Here is a 25,171-nt window from a genome sequence, read left to right on the forward strand (position 1 = left end):
AATGAAAATAGTTACAATCGAGCCTACGCCGAGTCCGAATACGATGAAAGTTGTGATAGATAAAGAGCTTCCTTTTGGTAAAAGTCATAATTATAAAAAAGATAACTTGGATGGTGCACCAAAGGAAATTCAAGAAATATTTAAAATTGAAGGTATTAAAGGTATTTATCATGTTGCAGATTTTTTTGCAGTGGAGAGAAATGCAAAGTTTTCATGGGAGCCTATTTTAGCCTCAGTTGAAAATGTCTTTGGAGCGGAAAATGAAGAAAATTCACTAGAAAAACCACTGGAGCATTATGGAGAATTATACGTCCATGTCCAACAATATAAAGGAATTCCACTTCAAGTGAAAGTATTTGATAGTGAATCAGAGTCCAGATATGGATTATCCGAGCGTTTTATAAAAGCTTTAGACTTAGCGATGGAAGGCGACAAAGAAAACTATCTATTGCTTCGTAAATGGGTAGATTTTGGTGTTCGTTACGGTGATCAAAAAGAAATTGGAGAACAATTAGTAAAAGAGCTAGAAGCAACATTTCCACAAAGTAAACTGCAACAACTATTAGAGGATAAAGACAGTCCATCAGAAGAGAAGTCAGCTGTTCGAGTTCCATTTACCCTAGAACAATTTGAAGTCGGTGAATGGGAACAAAGATTTCAACTTTTAAATAATTTAATTAATCCAGAAATGGAAGATTTACCGATATTAGCAAAAGCAGTTCAAGATGAACAAGTATCCATTCGTCGATTAGCGACTGTTTACTTAGGGCTAATAGAAGATGAATCAGTTATCCCTTATTTAGAAACTGCTTTAAAGGATAAAAGTGCTGCGGTTCGTAGGACAGCGGGAGACGCAATGAGTGATCTAGGATTTGTCCAATTTGCTGAAGCAATGAAAATCACCCTATTTGATAAAAACAAACTTGTCCGTTGGAGAGCGGCAATGTATTTCTATGAAGTAGGCACAGTAGAGACTCTGCCAACATTGAAAGAAGCCATGGATGATAAAGAATATGAAGTAAAATTACAAATACGGATGGCCATTGCTAGAATTGAACAAGGCGAAGAAGCAAAGGGATCAGTTTGGAAACAAATGAACGAGGCGCGAAAATAAAGAATAGAATGTAAACGTAAAAGAAGAAGCTTTCTGTATAAAGGAAAGCTTCTTCTTTTTATCGCTTTTTGTGAAGGGGAAGTTCATCTGGTCTAAGTAGTTTCCGTTTATTGTTGAAGAAAATAATCTAGAATAAAATGCTGGAATCTTTTTGCCACGGGTGATAAATAACGGTTTTTTACAATAGCCATGCCAATTACACGTTCGCACGTCATATCTTTTACGCGTAATTTTACCATCTTGTTTGCATTTAATTCTCCGCCATCAGGTAGTATAGAAAAACCTAATCCTGCTCCAACAAAGCCTGCTAATGTAGCCACTTCGTCTCCTTCAAAGGATATATTGGGTAGTATTCCTACTTTCTCAAAAATTTCGTCCGTTGTTTTACGAAGTGCATATCCTTTTTTCATTGATACAAAAGACTCATTTGCTATTTCTTTTAATGAAATACTCTTTCGATTAGCAAGTGGATGACTAATTGGAACAATCACATACAGCTCATCTCGCCATAATTCGGTCCATTCAATTTGTGCTTCATTGTCCAAAGATGCGAGCAAACAAAGATCCAATTCACCTGATTTCAATTGTTTTAATTGCGTATGTGTATGATTTTGTTTCAGTTGAAACCTTATATTTGGAGAATCTCGATGAAATGCCCGAATTATGTTTGGAACAGAGCTAGTGCCGAGCGTGTGCAAAAAGCCAAGTGACACCTCCCCTTGCTCTGGATTAGTTAATTGCAATATTTCTTCCAATCCCTCATCTAGTTCCCTCATAATTCGGTTCACTCGATGGAGAAACATTTCCCCGTATCGATTTAACACAATCGATCGTCCTTGTCTATCAAATAGTGGTACCCCAATTTCTTCCTCTAACCCTGCGATAGAACGACTTAAAGCAGGTTGTGAAATAGACAACATTTCTGCTGCACGTGTCATATGTTGAACCTTTGCTACCGTTTGGAAATATTCTAGACGTTGCCACTCCACTTTCTAACCCCCTAAACTCTATTGATGCATTTTTTGCATCATAATGATAAGAATAATAGATTATACATTATGGATTGTCAATGATAGTATTAACTCATTATAGTAAAGCTTTAGCAAAATAAAGGGGATATACAGATGAAATTAGTGGCACCTAAATCTTTTACGTTCGAAGGCGGAAATCGAGCTGTATTATTACTGCATGGTTTTACAGGAAGTACGAAAGATGTTAAAAGATTAGGAGAATATTTGCAAAAAAGAGGCTATACATGTCATGCACCAATGTATAAAGGGCATGGGGGAACCCCTGAAGAATTATTACAAACGACTCCAACTGACTGGTGGCAGGATGTGATTAAAGGATATCATTATTTACAAGACCTTGGTTATGAAGAAATTGCGGTAGCTGGGATATCATTAGGTGGTGTGTTTTCCTTAAAAATAGCAGAAGAATTTCCAGTAAAAGCAGTTGTATCCATGTGTGCTCCAGTTAAAAGGAATAGCACGGAAGGTTTATTCGATCGATTATATAACTACGCAAAAATTTATAAATCTTTTGAGGGAAAATCAAAAGAAGTAATTATAGAAGAACTTGAAGTACTTAAATCCTTGCCGAGAAATTCTTTTAATAGTGTTCAATCAATAACTGAAAATACATGTCACGATTTACATACTATTACATCACCAACCCTTGTGCTTCAGGGAGCATTAGACGATGCAATTTATCAAGAAAGTGCATCGTATATTCTTGACCATGTGGAAACAAATGAAAAAGAAATCATTTGGTATAAAGAGTCTGGTCATATTATTACGACGGGAAAAGAAAAAGAAAAAGTATGTGAAGATGTATTTACATTTTTAAATGAAATAGAATGGTCAGATACTACTCTGCAAATTGAATAGAAACCTTGTCTTCGTTAGAAGCACTTTTAACAAGTGCCCATATCGAAGATTTTTTTGTTTATATAGATAAAAATGAGTAAATTAATGAAAACAAGTGAATAATATAAAGACTTTATAGAGAAGAGGGAGTTACATGAATAAAGAAGAGACAAATCAAGAACAAAAAATAAAGGAAAAACTTCATATAACTTATTATTCCACTATAGTTTTTACTATATTAGGAAGTTTGTTCATTCATTATGTATTGAGTAATAAAATGGAGGAAATAAGTATATTTTCAATATTACTTTCATTGACAGCTGGCGGAATACCTTTTGGAGTTATTGGTGCATTTATTGACTATAAAATTTCTGAATACAGGAGAAAGTTTAGTAAAATCGCTTAATTTTAGTATCCAGAACTGACATTTTTCTTTTGTTTAAACGAATTGTGAACAATATGAAACAGAAGAATATAATAATTATGTGGAGAGGTGGGTGGATAATTGAATCAAGAATTGAATAACCAAGAATTATTAAATGAAGAAAGGACTAGATTGATAGGTAATCTTTTATCTTTGGGTGGTTCCATTTTATTTTTAATTGGTACGTTTGTTGCAACAATGGTAACTTATCAAGCAATAAACAGATTGCAGTCACAGGTAGAGTTGGTGTAAATGAACTATTGAGCACCTAGAATGGTGCTTTTTTATTTTATTTGATTGAATTAGAAAAAATAGGAATAGCATATCATTTCACGAGAGGATTACAGTATAGTATCCTTAAAAATAAATCCTGTATAGGAGGAATTTAGATGAAGTTTTTAAAAGTGCTTTTTGGGTTCGTTTTTGTAATCGCGTTAATAGGATTTGCAGCATATTATTTTGTGCCTAAACTGGTTGCGGATCAGGTAATGGAAAAAGTAGCGGTAGAACTTCAAGATAGCGGTCAGCTGGAAAGTATTAAAAAAGAAATCAATAGTGATCCTCAATTACAGGCGTTTATTGAAGAAGGAAAAAATGTAGATAATAGTAAATTACCTTTTCAGACGAAAGAAGAAGCAACGAGGCTACTGATAAAAAAGTTTAAAATAAGTGACTTAAAAGAATTTCAAGAAAAAGCCCAAAGTGGTATAACTGAGGAAGATAAACAAGAAATTTTTAATAAGCTTGAAAATAATTTGACTACTGAAGAAATGTTAGCGTTGAAGGTTTTAGCGTATAAGGAACTTTCTAAGTAAATTATATTTTGTGACATGCATTAAATCTGGTGGGTTGTCCTACAATCTCTGCTGAAAATGGAAAGCAATTCTAACTGAAAAGTCTACCTTTATTTTGTAATAGTATAAAAAGACAGGTCGTGAAAGCCTGTCTCAGATAACTGAAGATTTCTGTTTTAAATTTAAAGAAGGTCCTAACATATATCTCAACAGTCAACATCATTTCCGACCCTATTGGTGGCGGTTGCGGCAATAATAATTAAAAGAATAAATAAAACAACAATTAAAGCGAATCCTGATCCAAGTCCGTTCCCAGGTCTGTATCCAGGTCCAGTTCCACAACCACAACCACAACCATTTCCATATCCATAACCATAACCTGCATTTACCATTTGTACACCTCCTATATAACGAGATGTTTTATCCTATGTCATTAATAAATGTTTGTCTGGTTCATTTGTTTAGTTTTTAGAACTATTTCTTCATTTACTGGAAAACTGCTCATTAGTTTTGTACCCAAGCCTACAAAGGAATTATAAGGACCTATCGCCATTCTCTACCCATCTGCACCAAAAACGTTGCTATACTTTCGAGTAGTACATAAAAATCAATGCTAGTCTATTGATCTTGAGAGGATTAAGTTGAATTTTTGATTTAATGGGATTATTTTTTAAAGCCAATTATGTCTCCTGTTGTTTAGTTGGTTTTTAAGTCTTTCATTTTCGGCAGTTAAATGATCAATCTCTTTTTGCATACTTTTGTATTCATCATTATCACCTTTTTCTGGAGGTTCTTCTAAAGCAAGTACTGCAGCAATACTTGCTATTGCATCGCCAATTTTAGCAATTGCTTCACCAATGACGGCAAGTTTTTCAGCATGACTCTCTGTTTGGAGGTTTTGACCATTTTGACCAAAGCTTTTATTGAATTTCAAATTGTTAGCCTCCAGTACTATGTGAACTTATAGTCTATTTTATGATTTGTATATTTTTTAGTGAAGAAATACTAGAACTTCTGTGTAAAACTAAAAAGACAGGTTATATAACCTGTCTCAGTTGTACAGCAGATTAGCAACCATAACCGCCTTAGTTTAAGAAAGTTGCCCCAACAATAATTAAAAGAATAAACAGAACGACTAGTAAAGCAAATCCTGAACCGTAACCAGGTCCTGCATATCCTGGTCCACAAACATTACCAGCATAACCCATCTTGTGCACCTCCTAAATCGGGATATTTCATTCTATGTCAATATGAGATGTTCGACTGATTAATTAGTTTAGTTTTAAGAAGGTATTTAACACGTCTGTTGATTAACTATTTTTTTACATAATACACTTGTAAGGTAAGCGTAAATGTCTCCATTTGCACTTGTATTTTTCAGTTCGCTCTGGACTAAATAATCACCACATCATAACCGTTGATTAGTCACTTCTTCCAATGCTAATTTAGGTAATCTTCTCGTGGCTATTTATCCGTCGCTTTCCTACAACGTTTAAGAGAAAATTATTTTTGGAAAATGAAAGGATACTTGCCGTTCGATGGAGGTTGCAAGTTCCCGAAGATGCAAATTCGAGAACGTGCAACCTTTTTGCTATGCATTCCCCTTCATCCAGAAACCTCAGTGAAGGTGTAATGTTCATTAATTCTAAAGAAATCCAAAAGTACTAAATACCGAGTGTCTAGTGTTTTATCACCAAATGAACTAGTAATTCAATGGATAATTATAGCTAATTGGCACGTGTAACTTTTAAAATTACTAGAGCACAGTCAGGGTGGTATGACGTACCCCTTATAAAATAGATTAATGATTAATTAGAAAAGTTACTGGGGCTTATACCAATGTGTTGGTAGGGACGCAGTTGACACAAAATACGTCATATACAATTAAAAATCCACTCATAATTTAAATGAGTGGAGATAGAGATTGTCTAATAATTAGTGTTAATTACATGGCTAGTCATTCGGATTTATTATAGCTAACATCTGATGATCTTCCCAAGACCCATTTATTTTAACGTTTTTCTTAGCTATTCCTTCTTTATGGAAACCAGCTTTTTCTAATACTCGAATGGAACCTATGTTATCTGGCATCACTCCTGCTTCAATTCGATGTAAGTTTAGAATTTCGAAAGCATAATTAACAACCAAATTGGTAGCTTCGGTAGTATAACCTTTGCCATTATGTTCTTGGTCTAAGGAATAGCCCAAAAGCGCACTTTCACGTGGTCCACGGAAAACTTGAAATAAGCCGATAGTACCTATAAGAATATCACTGTTAATTTTAAAAATTCCGAATCGATATTCTATCTCTTTTTTGGTATTTTGTTCCCATTTTCCGATTAAATCTTTGTGAGTTTCTAAAGTCCAGTAATCTTCTGGATGAGTTATGGAATAGTTTTCAAAAAAAGCCCGATTTCTCTTTTCTAAACTTAGTAATTCGACAGCATCTGAGAGGATAAGCGGTCGTATATATATATTTGATATTTTGGACATCTAATCTTCCTTTCTGTATGTACGGAACCTAAAAATTATATCATATAGGAGACGAGATTGAGATTTTGATAGTAGATTTTAAACCGTACGAAACAAAGAGTGCCGTTCTAGACAAAAAAGCGTAGCAAGGAGGGAAAGTTTGCCCCTCAGTGGAATACAGGCCATTATATAGCGGATGTAAATGAGGTAGATCGCTTTTGTTCAGTTCGTGGACCGTGCAACGAATCTAGGTAAGACTTAGAATGATAATTCAATGACTCCCTATATCCACCTACCGGTAGATGTCCTATGGAATTTAGAATTATCGTTGTTGCAAACATAAGTATTAGTTTTTTCAATTTAAATCGCTTCTTTCTACTTTTTCTTTTAAAAATTTACACCTTTATAAATCATATTACAATAGTCGATTTTAGTTTTTAAGAAAAAATAAAGTTTTTCTTCTAAGTATTTTGCTTGGAACTGTGAAATTAAATAGGGGATTGCACGTGTACTGAACAGTTCGATAATTAAGCGTAATAAAAAAAGCCGATCAAATTTAATCAGCTTCCCGTTTCTTGATTTTAATAATAGCGTATATTTCAGATAAAATAGTTGCAAATGTAAAAGAGATTGCTAACGCCTTAGCCAGTGTACTTCCGTTAAGGTGAAATATAATCACAGAGATAAATACTAGCAAGATGAAAATATGTATAACTTTGTTAGTTACTTCTGATATAAACATGGTAGTATACCAACTTTCTAAATATTAATTATCTAAAATACGTATCCGAAATCAATAAGTTTCAAATGTTTCAATAATAATTCAGTCACAGTTCGAACAAACTGAGTTACAATGAATTCTTCAATAATCAAAAAAAGAGCTGTCCTAAAAAGGAACAGCTCTTTTATAAAGGCATACTGTCTACTATTACGATATTATTAGGAAGGTCCTATATAAGTGTTGGGTTTAACAGACGAAGTTGTCTGTTTCCACTGATTTTCATTCATACTATAGGTATATTCCATAATATTTGAAGGTGTAAATTTTAATATATTAGAACCCAAAATTACTTGTGGAGTAGGTGCATTAAAAATTGCCAAAAGATGAGTGTTATCAACTGTAGCTACTTCATAATGCCACCAACCTTGTGGGATGTTTGCCACCTGACCTGGTGTAATATAGTAACTAAGAAGTTGGTTTGTAAATGGATTTAACAGTGATACAACAGATGCGCCAGATATACAATATACCAGTTCAGCTGCATTTTGATGGTAGTGCGGTTCCACAACATTATTCTTACTAAGAAAAATATCTAACAACGACACATTATCAAGTGTATTCATTTGATCAATACCTAGTACGTTAATATAATTTTGGTTATCTTTTACGAACAATGGTTTTTTATTAACGTCAAATGTGTATTGAGTTGATGGAGATGTATAATCCATGTATTTAAACATTAAATATCAGCACCTCTTATCCTTTTAAAAAAACGAACTATGTAATTATTTTATGAACTTGCAATCAGTTTTGTGATAGATTTTTTTAACATGTACAACATGACCTGCCAAGCATTACGCGTCAGCACTTTTTGATGGGCTTTACTTTCAGTACATTCTGCTAAGAATGGACAGGTGGCACAAATGTATTTTGGTGAATTGTATTCATGGTAGCCTTCTTTAGTAGTTGTAGAGTACTTAAAGATTTCAACCCTAGGGTAAAGGTAACAGTCAAAGTATTCATCATAAACATATTCAAAATTACGGAAGAACCCTTCTTTTGTGCGAAATCGTGTGTATGGCAATGCAAGCTTACCGGGTCAAGTCACATTAACGTCAAATTTTGCGGGTACAATGAATCGGATGAGTGATTATATAGAAAAAGCACTACTAAATACGAAATATCAACAATCACGCCTAATCAACGCTTATGATGTGGGGATCATATCGTCCAAAGCGAATCAAAAACGTACAGGTACAAATGGTGACTTTTACCCTTTTCTTACAAGAGTATTTTGTGAGAAAGTGGTTATTCAACAGAAGTGGAGAAAAATAAATTAATATAAGTCAGTCGCTAAGATAATTTTTCCAGTATAAATAGATATTAAGAAGGCAATTTAATAAATGTGAGATCCCTTCGCAGAATCTCATGAAATTACGGCCCCGCTTTTGAAGAAGTGGGGCTTTTATTAATAGAATTGAAAACCACCAACCATTAGTGGAGGTAGTTTTTTGAATATTATTAATCGGTTTTGTAAAATATGCTTTATAACAATTATTTCGATTTAACAAAATAATCACAAAAAACATAAAAATACTGAAAAAATCAGGTAACAATTGAAGAGGAAATGGAATACCAGGAGAAGATGCGAGCATGAGCAATATCTTTTTTGAAATACTGGGAGAACCAGTAGCTCAAGGAAGACCAAGAGCAGGGAAATCATGGGGAGGTAAAACAGTTCTCTATGATCCTGATAAGTCTCGAGACTTCAAACAGTACGTGAGGCTGGTAGCTGGACAAAATGCACCAAAAGAGCTTATAACAGGTCCGATTGATTTGTGGCCATTGATATATTTACAGAGCCACTCCTAAGAAGTATCAGACGAAGCCAAAACAAGCTCTTATCAAAAAGGGTGAGTTAAGACCAACGACTAAGCCAGATGTAGACAATTACGTAAAGGGCGTGAAGGACGGTCTCAACAAAGTGCTATGGCAGGATGACAGCCAGGTGGTCAATTTGAATGTTCGTAAGTTTTATAGTATGAATCCAAGGGTTGTTGTAAGAGTTGTATATTGAGTGGTAGGACACATTAGACACATTCAGCATAAAAAAAGACAGGTCATGAAAACCTGCCTTCGATACATTTTAGATTATAGTTTAATCCTACTGTTGGTATCAGTAACCTGTACCGCTCATAAAAGTAGCACCAACAATAATCAAAAGAATAAACAGAACAACAATTAACACGAATCCTGATCCAGTTCCTTGTCCGTATCCAGCATCACTCATATAAAACACCTCCTGTATATGTGATTGTTCATTCTATGTAAATAATGGAGGCTAGTTTGATGCATGCGCTTGGTTCTAAGAAAATAAATTAAATCTACTGGAGGAACAGTCGGGTGGGGCGACGTGTCCCTACAGTTAGAATAGCTTATTCATATTTTCATAAAGTCATGAGGCATATACCTAGTGGAAAAAATAATGGGGAGGTTCTTTTGTAAGAAGTCGGATTAGACACATTAAGCGTAATAAAAAAAGCCGATCAAATTTAATCAACTTTCAGTTTCTTAATTTTAATAATTTTGTATATATCAAATAAAATCATTACTGAGCACATAGAGATTCCTAACGTTGTAATCAGTTTACTTCCGTTTTGGACACGAGATATAAACAGAGAAATCCATGCTAGCGAGAAGATAATATTAATAACTTTGTTAGTTACTTCCGATTTAAACATGGTAGTACACCAACTTTCTATATAATAATTATCTAATATCTGGATCTGAAATCAATAAGTTTCAAATATTTCTAAATAATTGAGTCACAGTTCGAACATATCACGTCTTAAATTATTATAATAGTTTATTTATGTAGTAAAAACCGAGGGATATCCAGGAATTATAAGCTATGTATAACGAAAAAATGCCATTTCACATCTTAAAATAGATGAGAAAACAGCATTTAATCGATTAAATATTTTTTATAATAATTTACTTATGTTGTAAGGGAGGAGATATATCCCCTTCTAACAACATAAGTAAATTCACCTTTTATTTTTAAGGTATTTATAAAGTTTGTTAATTAAAACCTTCAGGTAATAAACAAACAAACCAACTAGTACATTATTTAACAAATTGAATAAAAAATTAAGTAGTAAAGATAATATATACACCACTCCTGATCAATGAGGATCAGGCAAATTTACTATGTCCTATCTAGTATACCCTTCTTCGCATAGATTTATACATGGAAAAAATAAAAAGACAGGACTTCTCCTGTCTTGCTCAACTCAATAATAACACATTGGAGGGGTCTTAGTAATATGGAAAATTTTAAACTAGATTCTAGTACAATGATACTAACGGTTGATATAATGGGACTACCTCCTAGTTGTGTGATTGTTATCTGTGATAGGAAAGTTAAACTTCGAGAACTTCCACCGCATAGGGAATATAAGATGGTAACGCATCAAGGGAAAGTTAAGCGGATGGGAAGGGAAGAAGGGGAAGAGTTTTGAGAATTATTTCTTATGCTTGCTTTAACTTAATTTTTATTTATATATGTGTTTTAGCCTTTTATAAGGGCTTCCAAGAAGGAATATCTATTATTTTTCTATCACTTGCAACTATAATTACTATTTTATTGATAAATCTCATGATATATATTTTTGATAAAATATCTAGTAAATTATTTGACTTAATTATTAAAATGTATAATAAAAGAAAAATGAAAAACTTTAATTTATTCGAATGGATTGGGGAGACGAAATGGTTAAAATTATATGATACTTTAAAGGATATTAAAGAATTCGATAATAATTCTATCCATGATAATTTTAAAAAAATAAAAAAAGAAATAAATAAAGAATTTAACAGTAAAGAAAAATTAAAATCTTTTAAATTGTATTTGGAAGTAATTGTTGAAAGCCCGAAATTAATTATTCTAAATACCGTTATTCAAACACTTTTACTAGCTGTTATTACAACTTCTTTGATAAATTATATTAACGAAATTAAAAATATGAATTAGAGCAGTATATTGTATATACTTTTTGTTTTATCGATTTGGTTACTGTTACTTGCTTCAATTTCTTATATTACAAAACAGATAAATAAAAATAAATTATTATTAAAATTAGTTTCAGAATGTATACAAGAACATGAAGAAAGAAATGAAAGTATTACAAAAAATGGATTAAAAAAGAAAAAACAAAATGGAAATAAAATAAAATTTATTTTTACCAGCCAACCAGAGGACAATATTTGATTACAGCAATCGCCGTGTCATTTGTTGTCTTTTTTTATAACGAAAAGTAAAATATTGTTGGAAATCGTGTCCTAATTTTACATATAATAGAACTATGATGATTTATGCGTCATTAGAAATACAAGATACCCAGTGGAACATAAAGAACCTCCAATAGACGAAGAGTATAAGATTGTGGAGCATCAAGGGAAAGTTAAGCGGATGCGGAAGGAAGAGGGAGAAGAGTTTTAATGACTTTGCAGATTTGGTTAGAAATTATTCAGATTGCATTAATATTTTTTGGTTTAATAGGCGTTGGATTAATCCCTAAATTTTTTTATCAAAGAAAATTAGATAAATTAAGTCAAGCTTTGAATTCATTGAATATCTCCATAGAAAAAAATCATAGTCCAAAAATGGACGCCTACAAGCAATTCATGCAAGCGATATATGAAAATACAAAAAATAATAGTTCTAAAACACAAAAAGCAATGGAAGCATCATACGCAGAGTTAAGTAGAATCATTTTTTTGTATGGCAGTGACGATGCGATAAAATCATTTATCAGACTAAGAGAATATAACGCTATTGAACAAGAGGAGGAATCGAAACGTGAAGTTGTTGCTCTCGTAGCTAAGTTTATGCTAGAGCTTAGAAAAGATTTAAATTTTGGTGCGACAGATGTAAAAGCCGAAGATTATTTAAGAATACTACTTAACGATTGGGAAAAATCGAAGCATCACTTTGAGAAGTATTTATAACCAAAAAGGAGAGAGGAAGAGTTTTGAAAGAAAGTAAATTAGAAAAAGTAATTCTCTATATTGTAGTGTATATATTAATAGGATCATTGTTATCTTTGATACTTTACATGTCGTTCTCATTTTCGAACTTTCATATTGAACCTGATTTATGGGGACCTATTTCAACATTTTTAGGTTCATTGTTTGGAGCTTTACTCACTGGTATTATTGCAGTAATAATACTTTTATATCAGATTAGACATAATAATAAAGAAAATCACTTTAGAAGATATAGGAGTATGAAGTATATTTCAAGTAAATTACTTGTTTATCCTGAACTTAGAAGGTTTATTATAAAGGTTTTTGATAACATTGATATACTTCCTCAAGAAATACCTCCTGATTCTATAAAAAAAGCTATAGAATTAATTCCTGTTGATGAATTTATTAATTTACAAGTGTTATTGGAAAAAGAAAGAGAAAATATACCATATGATTTTGTAGCAAGATATTTCACAGTAGTAAATAGCTTAGACTATACTATTAATGCTTTAGAAAAGTAAAAGGAAGCACCTGATATTAGTGTTGTAACCGTCAAGTAGAATTGAACACTTTTTGCTAATTTAGATTGAACACTTTTGCCTAAAACAAATTCTGCCGGTTTTTCATCCTATAACTGTCTCCATTCATGTGTACTATCTCCACACGATGTAAAAGGCGATCTAAAATAGCAGTAGTAATTCCTTCATCCCCCATTAATTCTCCCCATTGATCTGGACTCTTATTAGAGGTTAAGATAATTGAACTTTGTTCATAAAGATGATTGATCATTTGGAAGAATAAATTTGCCTCACGTTGATCCATCGCCATATACATTAAATCATCAATAATAACTAAATCAGAAGCTCTTAGTCGTTTCATCTGCACCTGTGATTTATGCGCAAATTCCTCGGTTTTAAGTAATTGAATTAATTCTCCCATTGTCACAAAGTAAACTTGAAACCCTTTATTAATCGCCTCGATACCTAAGCCAACGGCTAAGTGGGTTTTTCCCACCCCTGGTGGACCTAATAAGATTAAATTATACTGTTGTTCAAGCCAATTTATTTCTTGTAGTTGAGTAAGTTGGCGTTCACTTAAAGAATTTTGTGCTTCAATACTAAATTCCAACAGAGTTTTCTTATAAGGAAATCGTGCCCATTTTAATCGTCTTTCTACACTTTTAGCTTCTCTTTTCTTTAATTCAAAGTGGGTAATGGCCTCCAGGAATTCTAAATAGGTCCATGAGGATTTTTCAGCTTCGCGAAGGAGCTGTGGGAGCTCCTCTGCTGTTTCGACTAACCGTAATTGTTTGAATTGGCTATGAATTTCTTTTACCGTATGATTCATGAAAGTTCGCTTCCTAAAATGCTTGTGTAAGTACTTAAAGGTCGTGTTTTGACTGGTATATCTGCTTTATTAATCGGCCGCTTCTCCTGTTCTATAGAAACTAATGGTTCCTGCTTAGATTGTTTTTTTAAGTAAAGTACAACGTCTTTAAAATCATTCGCGCTATACAAGTTTTCTTTGATGCATTTCTCCAGCACTTTCTCTATGTACACTGTAGCTTTCTCTTCATTTTCAAATGCTGATAGAAGCCCATTTTTTAATGCCTCGATACCTTTAGAACGATCCCTACCATGATTTCTATTCTTTACAAGAATACCTTTCTCCTTGCTGATTGTATGTTTGGTAATGACTTCGCGATTCTTACTACTTCTGATAATTAACTGCCTGTCATTTGAACCCTTTATTTCAATGAATACCTGATTATTTCCTTTTGTTTTGTAAGTACCTATCGGTACGGAGTATCGATTAGACTCAAACCTAACTGTGTTGTCCTTCATTACATTTCTTGATATACTTGACTCATTCATACTTTCTATAGAAAGTAAGCTAGAGACCGGTTGTAAGTGTTGCTTTTCGAGGAGAAACACTTCTGCTGGTCTTTTTTTCGTGTGTAATGTACATTGTGATTTCCAGTACGTTCGAGCCACTGAAGCGCTCGTTCATTCCAGTCATCAATATCTTTAAAAACTCGACTATCTGCGAAGTTTCCTTTGATAAATTTGACGACATTTTCAATCATTCCTTTTGATTCAGGGTCTGCCTTACGACATAGATGAACCCGAAAATTTCGTTCTTTAACATACGATTGAAAATCGGTAGTCAGAATTAAATCACCAGCGTTCTCACTAACCGAGAGTAAATGATCCTGGTCGTATACTATTTCGTTTGGCATTCCTCCATAAAAATGAAAGGCGTTTTCGTGGCAGCGAATCGCATCTCTTGTTGTAAATGGTCGATCTTGCCATTCCATGTATTTGTTACGTGAATGCGCCAAAACAAACGCGATAAAGTAAAGTTTTATTTCTCTTTTACTCACTGTTTTCTGCTTTGTTTCTCCCCAGTCAACTTGCATCTGTTTCCCCATAGGCTGTTGTTGTATTGCCTCATACTGTCTTGTTTGAATAGTCTTTTCAATTTGATATTTCTCTCTGACTTCTTGAACATATAATCGAACAGTACTTTCTCCAATCTCTAGATTTGGAAACTTTTCTAATAACCAATCTTTAATCTGAGCCGCGCTTAAGTGTGGATACTCCTCCAACCAGGCAACATTCCAATCCAGATGCACATCTAATTTCTTCTTCCTTGTTTTACATTCTTCAAATTGTTGTAAAGCCTCTTCAAAGCTCATCTCCAAATATTTATAGAATAACGTTCGAGATATTTTAAACTGATTTGCGATTTGAGAAACTGTTAAGTTTCTTTTGGCGAGTTGATGAATTTCTAAATAAAGCACTAATTTTCCCTCCACTTGTCTGACCCCCAATAAACGAATATATCTAGTTTACTGAAAATCTATTAGATTAGCGAAAGTGTTCAATGTTATTTAGCAGAAACTGTCCATTTTATTTTAGCGTTTACAAGTGTGAAAATATTATTATTTAGACATCTGGAGAATGGGGAAAATATTATAAATAGATTCAGAGATAATTCTTTTGAATATACATTAAATATTGAAAGAAAATATAATATTAAAGACGCTTATTAAGTCTACCTAGCCCACATGAGGACAACACTTGATTACGAAATTGCCGTGTCATTTGTTGTCTTTTTTATACTTAAAGATATATAATGTTGGAAAATGTAACCTTTCACTTGAAATAATAGAACCATAAAGGAAATATATTTCCCTAAAGTTATGTTAACACTGGGCTCAGCACCTAAACCATTCACACCAAAAAATCCATCATACATCCTAGCAGATGTACAAATGGGGAAAATCGGAACAGTAGCGGATACGTTAGGTAGGACTGATAGCCAATGGATGTTGCGTAAAGCAATTGAGAAAGATGTTGTGTTGGATGGTAGTTTTGCGTGGCTTGTAAATTTGAAATCTGCTAATTACAGACAGCTCATATGTGCGAGTAGTTCTTTCGTAAACCTACTTCTTAACTCTGTTAACTTGATTGGTGTGCACCATAACGGTAGAATGCTCCGTTCAAAAATTGGAGCTACGAATACCGATGAAGTGTATGTAGGAATGTCCAATTTATCTATAACTGTGACAAACGACGACAGTGGATGGTCAGACGCATTAGAACCTACTTCAAACGATGCTAAACGCTACATCAATGGTTGGAAGTACACAAACGGAACAACGTGGACATCAGTAACTGGTAATGGTCAAACGGCTACTGCACAAGTTGCGTTAGATACTAAGCCGACGGATTACACACCTTATAAAGTATCGTATATACTAGCTACTCCACAAGTCATTAACGTGCATAATAAAGTCGAAGGCGCGCTAAAATTAAATGGACTAACGCAAGTGGAAGTGTTGAGTGGTGTTGTGCGTAGAGAGAAAGTAGTACCAAAGTTAGATGCTAATTATTACACTGTACCGAATAGCACAAGCTCATACTGGGGTACAGCTAAGCTAAAATATAAAGTCAATAGATATATAAGAATTTATAAAAATGGATTTCTAGATGAATCGTGGACCATTACATCCGATGGTACGATGGCAATGAGAACGATTCCATCTACCTTCGATCCTAAAGCAGAATACACAGTAACATATATCGCATTAGACAAGCACTTACTAACCACTAATCCGACAAATGTGAAATTGACTTATGGAGCGAACTTTGCTTCTGTAGTCTCTGACTTGGTTACGTATGTGGAAGACCTTATGAGGGACGTAAACATCAACAAATTCATACAGGATTATATTGAGGCAAAAGTTGACAATAATCGTATAGATTTAGATGCTCATACGAAAAATGCGGATATTCATGTTACAAAAGCGGATAAAGCTAAATGGGATGCAGGTGGTCGAGGAGAAAAAGGCGAAAAGGGTGATCCAGGAATACAAAGTACAAAGGGTGCAGATGGAGTGACTGGTGCTAAAGGTGAACAAGGAATTCAAGGTCCAACTGGTCTTCAGGGACCTAAAGGGGAGGCCACTGAAAAAGTCCAGTAAATTTACGTTCGATATCTCGAATAAACCGAGATTTCGAACATTTTTTGATTTATACTATAGATATCAAAGTACGTAGGTGGTATTCAAATGATTTCAAACCAAGAAACCCTCAATCTTAGCCCGTTTATTGGGATATACGATATCGTAGTGCCAAAAGACAATATGCTTCGTCAAATTAATGAGTTAGTGGATTTTTCATTCATTCTTGAAGAACTAAAAACAAAATATTGTCTAGATAATGGCCGCAACGCTATCTCACCCATTCGTATGTTCAAATATTTATTACTAAAGTCGATTTATGACCTATCAGATATAGATCTAGTAGAACGTTCTAAATACGATATGTCCTTCAAATACTTTCTGGACATTGCACCAGAGGATGAAGTAATAAACCCAAGTTCATTAACGAAATTCCGTAGACTCCGTCTTCAAGACGTGGGTTTATTAGATATGCTCATAGGGGAATCGGTTGAGATTGCACTTGAAAAAGGAATCATTAAAAGTAAAAACATTATTGTTGATGCCACACATACCAGAGCACGTTATAATCAGAAATCACCAAAAGAGTTTCTCCAAGAGAAATCAAAAAATGTTCGAAAAGCAGTCTATCAAATTGATCAATCGATGAAAGAAAAGTTCCCAACGAAAACTACCTCTAACGAAGTGAAAGATGAATTGAATTATTGTAATCAAGTCATTTCTTTTGTGGAAACCCAACCCCATATTGCTACGATTCCTGCCGTTAAAGAAAAATTAAATGTGCTAAAAGAAGTAGTCGAAGATTATACAGAACAGCTAAGTTATTCAGTAGATCCAGATGCCCGTGTTGGCCTTAAATCAGAGGATTATTCTTTCTTTGGCTTCAAAACACATATCGCGATGAGTGACGAACGGATTATTACAGCTGCAGTGGTGACAACAGGAGAACAAGGCGACGGAAAATATTTCAAGGAGTTAGTGGAAAAGAGTCGACAAACTGGCATGGAAGTGAATACTGTTATTGGTGATACAGCGTACTCGGAGAAAGAAAATATTGCCTATTCAAAGTTGGAAAATGTAAGCCTTGTTTCTAAACTACACCCAGTTGTCTCCAATGGAACTCGAGCAGAAGAAGATAAATTTGAATTTAATAAAGATGCAGGAATGTATGTCTGTAAAGCAGGACATTTAGCAAAAAACAAAAAATATGATGCTAGAGATGGTAAGAAAGGTAATCCTAGAATAAGATACTTATTCGATGTGGAAAAGTGTAAAGTTTGTCCTTTCCGTGAAGGCTGTTATAGAGATGGCGCTAAATCGAAATCCTATTATGTGACAATAAAATCAACTGAACATAAGGATCAAGAGACATTTCAACACACAGAAGAATTTAAAAAATTAGCAAAAACTCGCTATAAAATTGAAGCGAAAAATAGTAAGTTAAAACAAAGGCACGGTTATGATGTGGCATCATACTCGGGTCTAATTGGCATGCAATTACAAGGGGCAACTGCGATTTTTGCCGCCAATCTTAAGAGAATAATTAAGTTATTAAATGAAAAAGAGTAAAACATAGACAGGAAGATGGGCCAGATTTGTTCAAACCTGAACAAATCTGGCCCATTTTTTGCATTTCTTATATAAACAATCTGACAAAAATAAAAAAACGTAAGTTTTTCAGTGGCCACCTAAAGGGGCAGACGGAGCCACAGGTGCACAAGGTCCAAAAGGCGATCCTGGTACTGGTGGTAACGAGTATAAACTCATAAAGACCATAGATGGGGTTGGTGCTAATTATCAGTTAACACAAAATGATAGTCTGCAAGCTTATAAAAAGGTGAAGTTATTATTCAAAGGTTATGGTAGGGACTTTTATTCTGCAGTAATAACTGCATACACCATAGCACTGGGTATAAATAGTGGAGTTACTACTACCAATGCTTATGGGCAGTTGTCACAAATCGGATCTCATGGTACCGCAACGACTCAAATTAACCTCATTGTTGTTGGTGCGAAGGGTACTTTGCAGCAAAAAATAGTGTATGGACAAGTGGAGATATTCTTGGATGTGCCAGCACCGTATACTGAAAGTACCATGTGGAATGTTGGCGAGTATAATTCGGCTTTAGGTGGCGAGAACGTTGAGAACTTCACTAAAGTAGTCGGATACAGAAAGTTTTCCGAATTGGGAGTTATTCCTAGCTGGATACACATACAACATACTGGTATGGCTTTGGGTGTAGGAACTCTTGAGATTTGGGGGGGACCGAGATGATAAGCAATGAAGAGAAAGTAATACTTATACGCGATGAGGATGGAGTTTGGAGGATGGGCCATGGGGTAAATCACTAATTGAACCCTCTCAAAAGTGGACAGATGAAAATACTTTTATCCCCGAAGCTGTAGAACCGACCCAAGAAGATTATATGCTTGATTTAGACTAAAGATTATCTTTAATAGAATTAGGATTATTGGAGGTAGGAGTATGACTTATAGCAATTGCAAGGAGGTTATCGTAAACAGAACGTTTGGAACTAAAGAAGAGTTGCTTGTTAAACTAGATGTTTTCTTGCTTAATAATCGTATTGCTCAAGATCAATATAATGAGTTAACGGACCTTTTAAACGCAGCATAAGCTAGCGTTATTTTTGTGGATAAATTTTTCTGAGCGATGTCATTGTGTTATTCTTTTATCAGATTAGTAAAAGATGGAGGGAAAAATGAATGAAGTATTTACCAATTAATTTACATGAAAAATTATCTAAATTCCAGGATCAATGGTCTCCAAAAGTAATTGCTGAAATGAATGATTACCAATTTAAACTGGTCAAAGTAGAAGGGGATTTTGTTTGGCATAAACATGAAGATACAGATGAAGTCTTTATAGTCATTGAAGGTAATTTAATAATTGAATTTCGTGATGGAGATGTGAAATTAAATGTAGGTGAAATGTTTGTTGTTCCACGAAATGTGGAACATAAACCTTATGCTAAGTCAGAGTGTAAAATTATGCTTGTAGAACCTAAAGGCGTTGTTAATACCGGAAAAGAAAGAACTGAGCAAACAGCAGAAAATGATGTCTGGATCTAAACCTTGATAAAGAAGCGTCAGGAGATTTTGTTTAACTTTGTAGGCAAACCTTTAGTTTGCTTTTCCTTTTTACCAAAGTATAATATGTAGTAGAAAAATGAAAAAATTTTAAGAGAACGTCCACTCGGGCGTTCTTTTATTCTTATTGTTGAAAGATTAAAACACAGCATAAGCTAGCGTTATTTTTTATGTCTTTTTCATAGTTGGAGCATACTATCCACTTCTTTTTGGACTGATAACTGTGAACATAAACAAATCAAATACCATACAATATAAAGTCATATGACTAATTCAACATATTGTGGGAGTGAAAATAAAATGAATACTAATCAAAACGACAGCCCCATGATAACTCATCCCATACTTCTGGAGGCTCGACAAATTGGTCCAAATCAAATTTTAATTAATTATGATCAACGGACTGATTTAGCATCAGCAATGAATGTCTCCAATTACTGGATTAGAAGTAATGTGGAGCGTCCCGTTGGTGTTGCTACCGTGGGAATGAGCGCTGCACTTTCGGCATCAAATTCCATACGTCCTGATGTGGGAATGATTACACCTCTTGACGATTCGAACATGAGATTTGTAATGACGTTTACGGTTAATATTATGTCTGGTGGTATGTATACTGTGCTCCCTTGTTTTGTTAATTTAGAGGGAAGATCAGGATATAAAGGGGAGAACTGGGGTCCCTTGAGTAGAAATATGTTTATCGGCATTTAAACAATATTTCGAACTATCTCTGCTGTAATAATTAGTTACGCTAGCAAGACGAATTAGTTGAATAAGGATTCCGGAGGCAGTCAACATATAAAGTGTCGGATTTTTATGTAACTTATGGATTATATTGCGTGATAAAAAATAAATAATTAACATCGAGAGCATCCATCTGGGTGCTCTTTTTATGTACAAAAAATTAGGGGTGAAATAAAGGAGAGATATTTAACTTCAACAGGGAATTTCTTAGCAATAATTTTAGGGGTAGTTTTAATGCCTTTGTTTGAATTTATGTACGGAACAGGAGGAGCAGTCATGTACACAATGACGGCTCTTGCTTTTTTCCTAGTAATGGACTGGATTGCTGGTATAAGAGCTGCAAAGAAAGATGGAACGTATGCCAGTAAGTATGGTATTGATGGAGTGTTTCGTTCATTCTTTATTTTGTTACTTCCGTCTGGTGGGCATCTTTTGGACAAAGTTTTGAATGCTCCTGGTGATTTGTTTGGATTGCTAGCGTTTGGAGTGCTATATCACATTATCCAGTCCATGACGGCAAAGTCAATCAGAGCAGGTTGGGGAGAATGGGTTCCAGAAGGTATTTTAAATAAAATTACCGATTGGGTACAGGCAGAATTAGAAGCAAAAATAGCACGATCACAACAGAGAAAGGATGGGTTGAAATAATGGTAGCTCTAAATTACGAACAAAAACATATTAAAATTCATCCGACCATACGTACAGGAAACAAGTTATTAAGAGTTTCGGCAAATGTCATCCATTACACTGCAGACAATGGTGGCACTGCGGATAATCACTTTACTTATTTTAATAGCACTTTACCAAATGATAACGACAAGTTGCCAAAAGATAAGAAACGTTATCAAGCGCTCATATATTTGTGGATCGAAACAAAGCATTAGAATTAATCCCATTGGATGAAGTTGCTTTCCACGCGAACGAAAGAAAGGAAGGTCCATTAATTCCTTCACTTAAAGCAACAGCTCCTTATTATCCTAGAGGAAATGCAAATTTAATCTCCATCGGTATTGAAACGTGTGTAGAAAAGGATGGAACGATTCATCCAGATACTATTGCAAGAACAGTTTTGGTAGTACAAATGCTGCAACAGAAATTTGGAAAGCAACCAATCTATCGACATTAAGATGTCACTGGAAAGAACTGTCCTACACCATTTGTTGCTATTAAAGCTTTGTGGGATAAATTTTTAATTGATGTAGATAAAAAAGAAGAGGAGAAAAAAGTGGAAGAAAAAATCTTATTAACTCCAGGACAAAAGAAAGCATATAACAAATTAGTGGAACATGGATTGTTGGCCGCTAATTATGAAGTTAAAAATTCTGTAGATATTCGATTAATTACTATGCTTGCACCATTATTAAATAAATTAGAAACTAAAGGTTCTATATAAATTTATTCCCAGCTCATTAATTTGAGTGGGACTTTTTTTACCTTTCGGTGTATAATATTTAAAATTAATGGAATATTTTTATTCTATTAGTATATGGTATAGTTCGATTAGTGTGGTAATGGAAATTAAAAAGGGGTGCTAAAGTTGGGACTGAAAGGTTCTCTATATGATGAATTGCCTTCAGAAGTGTTAGCAGGGTTTTTTTATTATATAAATATAAACATAGATAAAGGTATTTTATCCGATGCCATGCACTCAGAGATTAAACTAATAGAGGGTGCTGCTAAAACAAGAGGAATCCCTTTAGAAGAACTGTATGAACAAGGTTCACATCTAGTAAAATAGAAAAGGGTAAACAGGGAAAAGGACAAGAATAGACAAAACACAAAGTCGAGGCATATAGCTTTGAATTATTTTGAACTCCAGTTTTATAAATAGCGACTGACTCTTAATGGGTAACCCGTTCAGTTGAGTGGTACAAAACTCAAAATAAAGCACGAAATGGACCGCTAATTCGCATATGAATTAGCGGTCTTTAAAATACCTATACAACAACGTTTACATATAAATCACACTTGTTTTAGCGATTGTATTGAAAGAAGAATTAAACACCTTACAATAAATATTGTAAGGTGAAAATATCGTGTTAAAACTACTGCTAATTCAGTGGTTAAATTGAAGGAGAATGGAGTGAGAACAGATGAGGTTTATTCAACCGAAAAATCGAAAAATGCAGAAGGTTAGTTGGGAACTCCCTGACAAAAACATAGCAATTGTTAAGTATTATGCTGAATACACAGGCTACTCGGAAGAAGAGGTATTAGAAACGTTCTTGGATAATATCCTTGAAGATCCCGAATTCATTCAACACATCGAAGCTAAACGCAATAACAAACGCATCCTTAAAGATTTGGAGATGGATTCTGATGATTTACAAACGACTTCTTAATTCGGAAGAAAAATCCATCCTAATCAATTCGCCCGTCACTGATGCAGAACTTTTGAAAAGGGAAACGGAATACCCAGCTTTAAACTCTAATAAATTTGGATTCAATCGTTCGAAAGAAGCCTTCCACCCTGTATCTTTCCAATGGAATGGAAAAGTTTATGAACTCCAATACAACACTTGTTCTAATCCATTATGTAAGAATCACGGACTTCCACAGGAGAGGTTCAGTATCAAATCAAAGCCATCTAGATTTAAGCTTCACGGTGAAGGATACAAAAAAATATTAGATGTAATCCAGAACGAGTTGAACCAGACAGCCCGCCAACAGGTGAATGTATTACAATAGCGATTTCAAATTGGTCATTAGCGGAAGAAATTGAACGGCTAATACGAATCAATTCGATCACGCCCATTGAAAAAGAATATAATTTTCACAAGCATCATTGCTTAAATCAAGCCCACACACCTCAGAAGAATTCCAAGTCATTTTACAAGCGGGGAACTAATTCCGCCAACTCACAACGCCTTCAATGTAAGGAGTGCAAGAAAATCACAAGCATTTCTCCCGACAAAAAAAGAAACACCACTTACAACCAAAAGCGAAATGAGATAATGCCGATGTTCGCTAAGTTACTGGTCAACAAAACTTCGATAAACCGAACCTGTGAAATTCTTGGTATCGGAAAAGGAACTTATTATCAAAAATTGGAGTGGTTATACCGCTGCTGTTTGGAATTCCTAGAAACAAGAGAAGCTAAACCATTTGCTGAAAAGCATTTTGGTGAAATGTGGGTCACAACAGACAAACTCCATTACGTGTTGAATAACGTATTGAAGAAAGGTCGTGGTGCAAATCGGGGGAAATTGATTGAAGACAAGCTGTTACCAACTTATATAGTCGCTTCTGCCGATAAGAAATCACGATATGTATTTCGTTCAGACATTTGTTTTGATTGGGAAAAAAGATTGGATGATATTGAAAAAGAAACAAAACTTTATAAAGACGATCATTTAAACTGCTTTTCTCGAAAAAATGATCACTTTGGAGTATATGGTGCAGCCCCAATGAAACCGACAACAAACGATACACAAACGATGACCGAGTATGCGAATGAATCCATCACATTCAATTTAAGGAAGCATTATGTAGATGGACTACACGTTAACCAAACCTATACTTCAATGGCACATTTCTGGTTAATCAAAAATTCCTTGTCGGTGGAGAAATGGCGATTTGTAAGCGACGATGACTCATCATTAAAATTAACCATCTCTCGTATCTTTAAAGATGAAATCAAATCAAAGGATGCTCACCATTTTCTCTGCTTGACGGACAAGAGTTTAACTCGCAAACAGGCGAAAGATGAATTTAGAGAATCAATAAATTTGTTAAGATCGTGGGCAAAAACAAAATCACTTAAATACGATAATTTGAAACAGCTTGCATTATGGTCAATGGAAGATATATTGGATTTTCATGAGTTTCATACCAAGCACATAGCCCCAAACGGAGAAATTTATTTCACGCAGGATAAAAACAGAATGAAGCACCCAATACCAACAAGTGACCGTGGTCACAGGCAATTGGATGTTTTAACTGACACTTGGTATCTAACAAATTTTCAACTTGCCTACCTATTAGAACAAGTCAATGACAATGCAATTAACGGTTTTTTTCAGATGGTGAGACGAAGGTTATCTATTTTGGAAAGACCGCTTGTGACGGCTCGTGGAGACGGGAAAAGCTATATTTATTCCAATTTCAACCCGAAGTATTCACAGATGGCTATTACTATTCTTCGCACCTATTATAATTTCTGTATACCGCTTAAGACAGAAGGAAAAGAAGAAACTCCTGCACAACGTTTAGGCATAGCTAAAAAAGTTTATTCTTGGGAAGACATTATTTATAAACGATAAAACGAAAAACGCCGATCCAACTCGGAAGGGCGTTTTATTAATTCAATTTTCAACCGATAGGTATTGACCTACAATTTGATTGCATAATAACCTCTTCGTGTTTCCCATAAATAATGGAACAGACCTGTTTACGATCCCCTTCGCGACATTTTTATTGTTAAACTAACG

At 34.3% G+C, this 25,171-nt stretch carries 32 protein-coding genes and 2 pseudogenes; 25 read left to right on the forward strand and 9 right to left on the reverse strand.

Going from position 1 to position 25,171, the window contains the following annotated elements:
* Position 1 precedes the first annotated feature (1 nt).
* Positions 2-1,114 carry a conserved virulence factor C family protein gene (locus PB01_RS08440; RefSeq protein ID WP_151699800.1) on the forward strand — a complete coding sequence of 371 codons (1,113 nt, stop codon included), beginning with the start codon at positions 2-4 and terminating at the stop codon, positions 1,112-1,114.
* A 107-nt stretch (positions 1,115-1,221) separates the two neighbouring features.
* Here the strand turns inward: PB01_RS08440 and PB01_RS08445 are convergent, their stop codons facing one another.
* Entirely contained in the window at positions 1,222-2,103 is an 882-nt protein-coding gene (locus PB01_RS08445; RefSeq protein WP_151699801.1) for a LysR family transcriptional regulator, read from the reverse strand.
* Positions 2,104-2,238: 135 nt separating this feature from the next.
* Here PB01_RS08445 and PB01_RS08450 point away from each other — a divergent pair, with 135 nt between their 5' ends.
* The 4 genes from PB01_RS08450 (at position 2,239) to PB01_RS08460 (ending at position 4,221) form a co-directional block, all read left to right on the forward strand.
* The gene (locus tag PB01_RS08450; RefSeq protein WP_151699802.1) at positions 2,239-3,003 is read left to right on the forward strand and encodes an alpha/beta hydrolase; all 765 of its coding nucleotides are present in this window, start codon (positions 2,239-2,241) and stop codon (positions 3,001-3,003) included.
* A 133-nt stretch (positions 3,004-3,136) separates the two neighbouring features.
* On the forward strand, positions 3,137-3,388 hold the full coding sequence (locus PB01_RS08455; RefSeq protein ID WP_151699803.1) for a hypothetical protein: 252 nt from the start codon (positions 3,137-3,139) through the stop codon (positions 3,386-3,388).
* A gap of 99 nt (positions 3,389-3,487) precedes the next feature.
* Positions 3,488-3,658, forward strand: a complete 171-nt coding sequence (locus PB01_RS20980; protein WP_192797517.1) for a hypothetical protein — start codon at positions 3,488-3,490, stop codon at positions 3,656-3,658.
* A 137-nt stretch (positions 3,659-3,795) separates the two neighbouring features.
* The gene (locus PB01_RS08460; RefSeq protein WP_151699804.1) at positions 3,796-4,221 is read left to right on the forward strand and encodes a hypothetical protein; all 426 of its coding nucleotides are present in this window, start codon (positions 3,796-3,798) and stop codon (positions 4,219-4,221) included.
* A 185-nt stretch (positions 4,222-4,406) separates the two neighbouring features.
* Here PB01_RS08460 and PB01_RS08465 read toward each other — a convergent pair whose 3' ends face one another.
* The 5 genes from PB01_RS08465 to PB01_RS08485 form a co-directional block, all read right to left on the reverse strand.
* Positions 4,407-4,592 (reverse strand): YjcZ family sporulation protein, encoded by a 186-nt coding sequence (locus PB01_RS08465; RefSeq protein ID WP_151699805.1) that lies wholly within the window; start codon positions 4,590-4,592, stop codon positions 4,407-4,409.
* 278 nt (positions 4,593-4,870) lie between these two features.
* A complete protein-coding gene (locus tag PB01_RS08470) occupies positions 4,871-5,134 on the reverse strand; it encodes a hypothetical protein (RefSeq protein WP_151699806.1) in 264 nt (87 codons plus the stop codon).
* A 151-nt stretch (positions 5,135-5,285) separates the two neighbouring features.
* Positions 5,286-5,408, reverse strand: coding sequence for a YjcZ family sporulation protein (locus PB01_RS08475; RefSeq protein ID WP_151699807.1), 123 nt, complete (start codon positions 5,406-5,408; stop codon positions 5,286-5,288).
* A 745-nt stretch (positions 5,409-6,153) separates the two neighbouring features.
* The gene (locus tag PB01_RS08480) at positions 6,154-6,693 is read right to left on the reverse strand and encodes a GNAT family N-acetyltransferase (protein WP_151699808.1); all 540 of its coding nucleotides are present in this window, start codon (positions 6,691-6,693) and stop codon (positions 6,154-6,156) included.
* Positions 6,694-7,611: 918 nt separating this feature from the next.
* Positions 7,612-8,133, reverse strand: a complete 522-nt coding sequence (locus PB01_RS08485; RefSeq protein WP_151699809.1) for a cupin domain-containing protein — start codon at positions 8,131-8,133, stop codon at positions 7,612-7,614.
* Between the two features lie 321 nt (positions 8,134-8,454).
* Between PB01_RS08485 and PB01_RS08490 the strand changes: the two genes are divergently transcribed.
* Both PB01_RS08490 and PB01_RS21910 read left to right on the forward strand, forming a co-directional pair.
* Positions 8,455-8,733, forward strand: coding sequence for a hypothetical protein (locus PB01_RS08490; protein WP_151699810.1), 279 nt, complete (start codon positions 8,455-8,457; stop codon positions 8,731-8,733).
* Between the two features lie 313 nt (positions 8,734-9,046).
* Positions 9,047-9,470 (forward strand): annotated as a pseudogene (locus tag PB01_RS21910) (RusA family crossover junction endodeoxyribonuclease).
* A gap of 99 nt (positions 9,471-9,569) precedes the next feature.
* On the opposite strand, the gene PB01_RS08500 reads toward PB01_RS21910, so the two are convergent.
* On the reverse strand, positions 9,570-9,683 hold the full coding sequence (locus PB01_RS08500; RefSeq protein WP_151699811.1) for a YjcZ family sporulation protein: 114 nt from the start codon (positions 9,681-9,683) through the stop codon (positions 9,570-9,572).
* Positions 9,684-10,770: 1,087 nt separating this feature from the next.
* Here PB01_RS08500 and PB01_RS08505 point away from each other — a divergent pair.
* The 4 genes from PB01_RS08505 to PB01_RS08520 all read left to right on the forward strand — a co-directional run bounded on the left by PB01_RS08505 (position 10,771) and on the right by PB01_RS08520 (position 12,945).
* Positions 10,771-10,914 carry an XtrA/YqaO family protein gene (locus PB01_RS08505; protein WP_318837550.1) on the forward strand — a complete coding sequence of 48 codons (144 nt, stop codon included), beginning with the start codon at positions 10,771-10,773 and terminating at the stop codon, positions 10,912-10,914.
* Positions 10,911-11,426: a hypothetical protein gene (locus PB01_RS08510; RefSeq protein WP_151699813.1), complete on the forward strand. Its 516-nt coding sequence runs from the start codon at positions 10,911-10,913 to the stop codon at positions 11,424-11,426. Before PB01_RS08505 ends, PB01_RS08510 begins: the two co-directional genes overlap by 4 nt.
* A gap of 467 nt (positions 11,427-11,893) precedes the next feature.
* Complete coding sequence (locus PB01_RS08515) at positions 11,894-12,403, forward strand: hypothetical protein (RefSeq protein ID WP_151699814.1); 510 nt, start codon at positions 11,894-11,896, stop codon at positions 12,401-12,403.
* Between the two features lie 23 nt (positions 12,404-12,426).
* Entirely contained in the window at positions 12,427-12,945 is a 519-nt protein-coding gene (locus tag PB01_RS08520) for a hypothetical protein (protein ID WP_151699815.1), read from the forward strand.
* Positions 12,946-13,024: 79 nt separating this feature from the next.
* Here the strand turns inward: PB01_RS08520 and istB are convergent, their stop codons facing one another.
* Positions 13,025-13,771 (reverse strand): IS21-like element helper ATPase IstB, encoded by a 747-nt coding sequence (gene istB / locus PB01_RS08525; protein WP_151699816.1) that lies wholly within the window; start codon positions 13,769-13,771, stop codon positions 13,025-13,027.
* Positions 13,768-15,227, reverse strand: a pseudogene (istA, locus tag PB01_RS08530) (IS21 family transposase). The gene istB and the pseudogene istA overlap by 4 nt, the downstream one beginning before the upstream one ends.
* 474 nt (positions 15,228-15,701) lie before the next feature.
* Between istA and PB01_RS08535 the strand changes: the two are divergent.
* The 14 genes from PB01_RS08535 (at position 15,702) to PB01_RS08585 (ending at position 25,003) form a co-directional block, all read left to right on the forward strand.
* Positions 15,702-16,913: a collagen-like triple helix repeat-containing protein gene (locus PB01_RS08535; protein WP_225986220.1), complete on the forward strand. Its 1,212-nt coding sequence runs from the start codon at positions 15,702-15,704 to the stop codon at positions 16,911-16,913.
* Positions 16,914-17,000: 87 nt separating this feature from the next.
* Positions 17,001-18,461 (forward strand): IS1182 family transposase, encoded by a 1,461-nt coding sequence (locus PB01_RS08540; protein WP_151699818.1) that lies wholly within the window; start codon positions 17,001-17,003, stop codon positions 18,459-18,461.
* 752 nt (positions 18,462-19,213) lie between these two features.
* Positions 19,214-19,336: a hypothetical protein gene (locus PB01_RS21630; RefSeq protein WP_264158175.1), complete on the forward strand. Its 123-nt coding sequence runs from the start codon at positions 19,214-19,216 to the stop codon at positions 19,334-19,336.
* A 41-nt stretch (positions 19,337-19,377) separates the two neighbouring features.
* The gene (locus PB01_RS20985; protein WP_192797518.1) at positions 19,378-19,527 is read left to right on the forward strand and encodes a hypothetical protein; all 150 of its coding nucleotides are present in this window, start codon (positions 19,378-19,380) and stop codon (positions 19,525-19,527) included.
* A gap of 89 nt (positions 19,528-19,616) precedes the next feature.
* Positions 19,617-19,982 carry a cupin domain-containing protein gene (locus tag PB01_RS08550; protein WP_151699820.1) on the forward strand — a complete coding sequence of 122 codons (366 nt, stop codon included), beginning with the start codon at positions 19,617-19,619 and terminating at the stop codon, positions 19,980-19,982.
* A gap of 318 nt (positions 19,983-20,300) precedes the next feature.
* Positions 20,301-20,708, forward strand: a complete 408-nt coding sequence (locus PB01_RS08555) for a hypothetical protein (protein WP_151699821.1) — start codon at positions 20,301-20,303, stop codon at positions 20,706-20,708.
* Positions 20,709-20,975: 267 nt separating this feature from the next.
* Positions 20,976-21,389 carry a phage holin family protein gene (locus PB01_RS08560; protein ID WP_151699822.1) on the forward strand — a complete coding sequence of 138 codons (414 nt, stop codon included), beginning with the start codon at positions 20,976-20,978 and terminating at the stop codon, positions 21,387-21,389.
* A complete protein-coding gene (locus tag PB01_RS21325; protein ID WP_225986221.1) occupies positions 21,389-21,625 on the forward strand; it encodes a hypothetical protein in 237 nt (78 codons plus the stop codon). The genes PB01_RS08560 and PB01_RS21325 overlap by 1 nt, the downstream gene beginning before the upstream one ends.
* On the forward strand, positions 21,604-21,867 hold the full coding sequence (locus tag PB01_RS21330; protein ID WP_225986222.1) for an N-acetylmuramoyl-L-alanine amidase: 264 nt from the start codon (positions 21,604-21,606) through the stop codon (positions 21,865-21,867). Before PB01_RS21325 ends, PB01_RS21330 begins: the two co-directional genes overlap by 22 nt.
* 99 nt (positions 21,868-21,966) lie before the next feature.
* Positions 21,967-22,134 (forward strand): hypothetical protein, encoded by a 168-nt coding sequence (locus tag PB01_RS08570; protein ID WP_225986223.1) that lies wholly within the window; start codon positions 21,967-21,969, stop codon positions 22,132-22,134.
* A gap of 144 nt (positions 22,135-22,278) precedes the next feature.
* Complete coding sequence (locus PB01_RS08575; RefSeq protein ID WP_151699824.1) at positions 22,279-22,479, forward strand: hypothetical protein; 201 nt, start codon at positions 22,279-22,281, stop codon at positions 22,477-22,479.
* 355 nt (positions 22,480-22,834) lie between these two features.
* On the forward strand, positions 22,835-23,083 hold the full coding sequence (locus PB01_RS08580; protein WP_151699825.1) for a hypothetical protein: 249 nt from the start codon (positions 22,835-22,837) through the stop codon (positions 23,081-23,083).
* Complete coding sequence (locus PB01_RS21335) at positions 23,061-23,429, forward strand: hypothetical protein (protein ID WP_225986224.1); 369 nt, start codon at positions 23,061-23,063, stop codon at positions 23,427-23,429. Before PB01_RS08580 ends, PB01_RS21335 begins: the two co-directional genes overlap by 23 nt.
* Before the next feature lie 272 nt (positions 23,430-23,701).
* A complete protein-coding gene (locus tag PB01_RS08585; protein ID WP_225986225.1) occupies positions 23,702-25,003 on the forward strand; it encodes an insertion element protein in 1,302 nt (433 codons plus the stop codon).
* The last annotated feature ends 168 nt before the right edge of the window (positions 25,004-25,171 follow it).

Origin of the sequence: Psychrobacillus glaciei (assembly GCF_008973485.1) — a bacterium.
In the GTDB taxonomy this organism is placed as follows: Bacteria; Bacillota; Bacilli; order Bacillales_A; family Planococcaceae; genus Psychrobacillus; species Psychrobacillus glaciei.

What these genes read in the sequence shown, in the direction of transcription:
- PB01_RS08580 (WP_151699825.1), top strand. Translation starts at nt 22,835, where the DNA reads ATGAGGTTTATTCAACCGAAAAATCGAAAAATGCAGAAGGTTAGTTGG.
- PB01_RS08535 (WP_225986220.1), top strand. Translation starts at nt 15,702, where the DNA reads ATGGGGAAAATCGGAACAGTAGCGGATACGTTAGGTAGGACTGATAGC.
- PB01_RS08455 (WP_151699803.1), top strand. Translation starts at nt 3,137, where the DNA reads ATGAATAAAGAAGAGACAAATCAAGAACAAAAAATAAAGGAAAAACTT.
- PB01_RS08500 (WP_151699811.1), bottom strand. Translation starts at nt 9,683, where the DNA reads ATGAGTGATGCTGGATACGGACAAGGAACTGGATCAGGATTCGTGTTA.
- PB01_RS08585 (WP_225986225.1), top strand. Translation starts at nt 23,702, where the DNA reads ATGTTCGCTAAGTTACTGGTCAACAAAACTTCGATAAACCGAACCTGT.
- PB01_RS08550 (WP_151699820.1), top strand. Translation starts at nt 19,617, where the DNA reads ATGAAGTATTTACCAATTAATTTACATGAAAAATTATCTAAATTCCAG.
- PB01_RS08540 (WP_151699818.1), top strand. Translation starts at nt 17,001, where the DNA reads ATGATTTCAAACCAAGAAACCCTCAATCTTAGCCCGTTTATTGGGATA.
- PB01_RS08450 (WP_151699802.1), top strand. Translation starts at nt 2,239, where the DNA reads ATGAAATTAGTGGCACCTAAATCTTTTACGTTCGAAGGCGGAAATCGA.
- PB01_RS08560 (WP_151699822.1), top strand. Translation starts at nt 20,976, where the DNA reads ATGCCTTTGTTTGAATTTATGTACGGAACAGGAGGAGCAGTCATGTAC.
- PB01_RS08475 (WP_151699807.1), bottom strand. Translation starts at nt 5,408, where the DNA reads ATGGGTTATGCTGGTAATGTTTGTGGACCAGGATATGCAGGACCTGGT.
- PB01_RS21325 (WP_225986221.1), top strand. Translation starts at nt 21,389, where the DNA reads ATGGTAGCTCTAAATTACGAACAAAAACATATTAAAATTCATCCGACC.
- PB01_RS08555 (WP_151699821.1), top strand. Translation starts at nt 20,301, where the DNA reads ATGAATACTAATCAAAACGACAGCCCCATGATAACTCATCCCATACTT.
- PB01_RS08460 (WP_151699804.1), top strand. Translation starts at nt 3,796, where the DNA reads ATGAAGTTTTTAAAAGTGCTTTTTGGGTTCGTTTTTGTAATCGCGTTA.
- PB01_RS08505 (WP_318837550.1), top strand. Translation starts at nt 10,771, where the DNA reads ATGGGACTACCTCCTAGTTGTGTGATTGTTATCTGTGATAGGAAAGTT.
- PB01_RS08465 (WP_151699805.1), bottom strand. Translation starts at nt 4,592, where the DNA reads ATGGTAAATGCAGGTTATGGTTATGGATATGGAAATGGTTGTGGTTGT.
- PB01_RS08515 (WP_151699814.1), top strand. Translation starts at nt 11,894, where the DNA reads ATGACTTTGCAGATTTGGTTAGAAATTATTCAGATTGCATTAATATTT.
- PB01_RS08480 (WP_151699808.1), bottom strand. Translation starts at nt 6,693, where the DNA reads ATGTCCAAAATATCAAATATATATATACGACCGCTTATCCTCTCAGAT.
- PB01_RS08440 (WP_151699800.1), top strand. Translation starts at nt 2, where the DNA reads ATGAAAATAGTTACAATCGAGCCTACGCCGAGTCCGAATACGATGAAA.
- PB01_RS08485 (WP_151699809.1), bottom strand. Translation starts at nt 8,133, where the DNA reads ATGTTTAAATACATGGATTATACATCTCCATCAACTCAATACACATTT.
- PB01_RS21335 (WP_225986224.1), top strand. Translation starts at nt 23,061, where the DNA reads ATGATTTACAAACGACTTCTTAATTCGGAAGAAAAATCCATCCTAATC.
- PB01_RS20985 (WP_192797518.1), top strand. Translation starts at nt 19,378, where the DNA reads ATGACTTATAGCAATTGCAAGGAGGTTATCGTAAACAGAACGTTTGGA.
- istB (WP_151699816.1), bottom strand. Translation starts at nt 13,771, where the DNA reads ATGAATCATACGGTAAAAGAAATTCATAGCCAATTCAAACAATTACGG.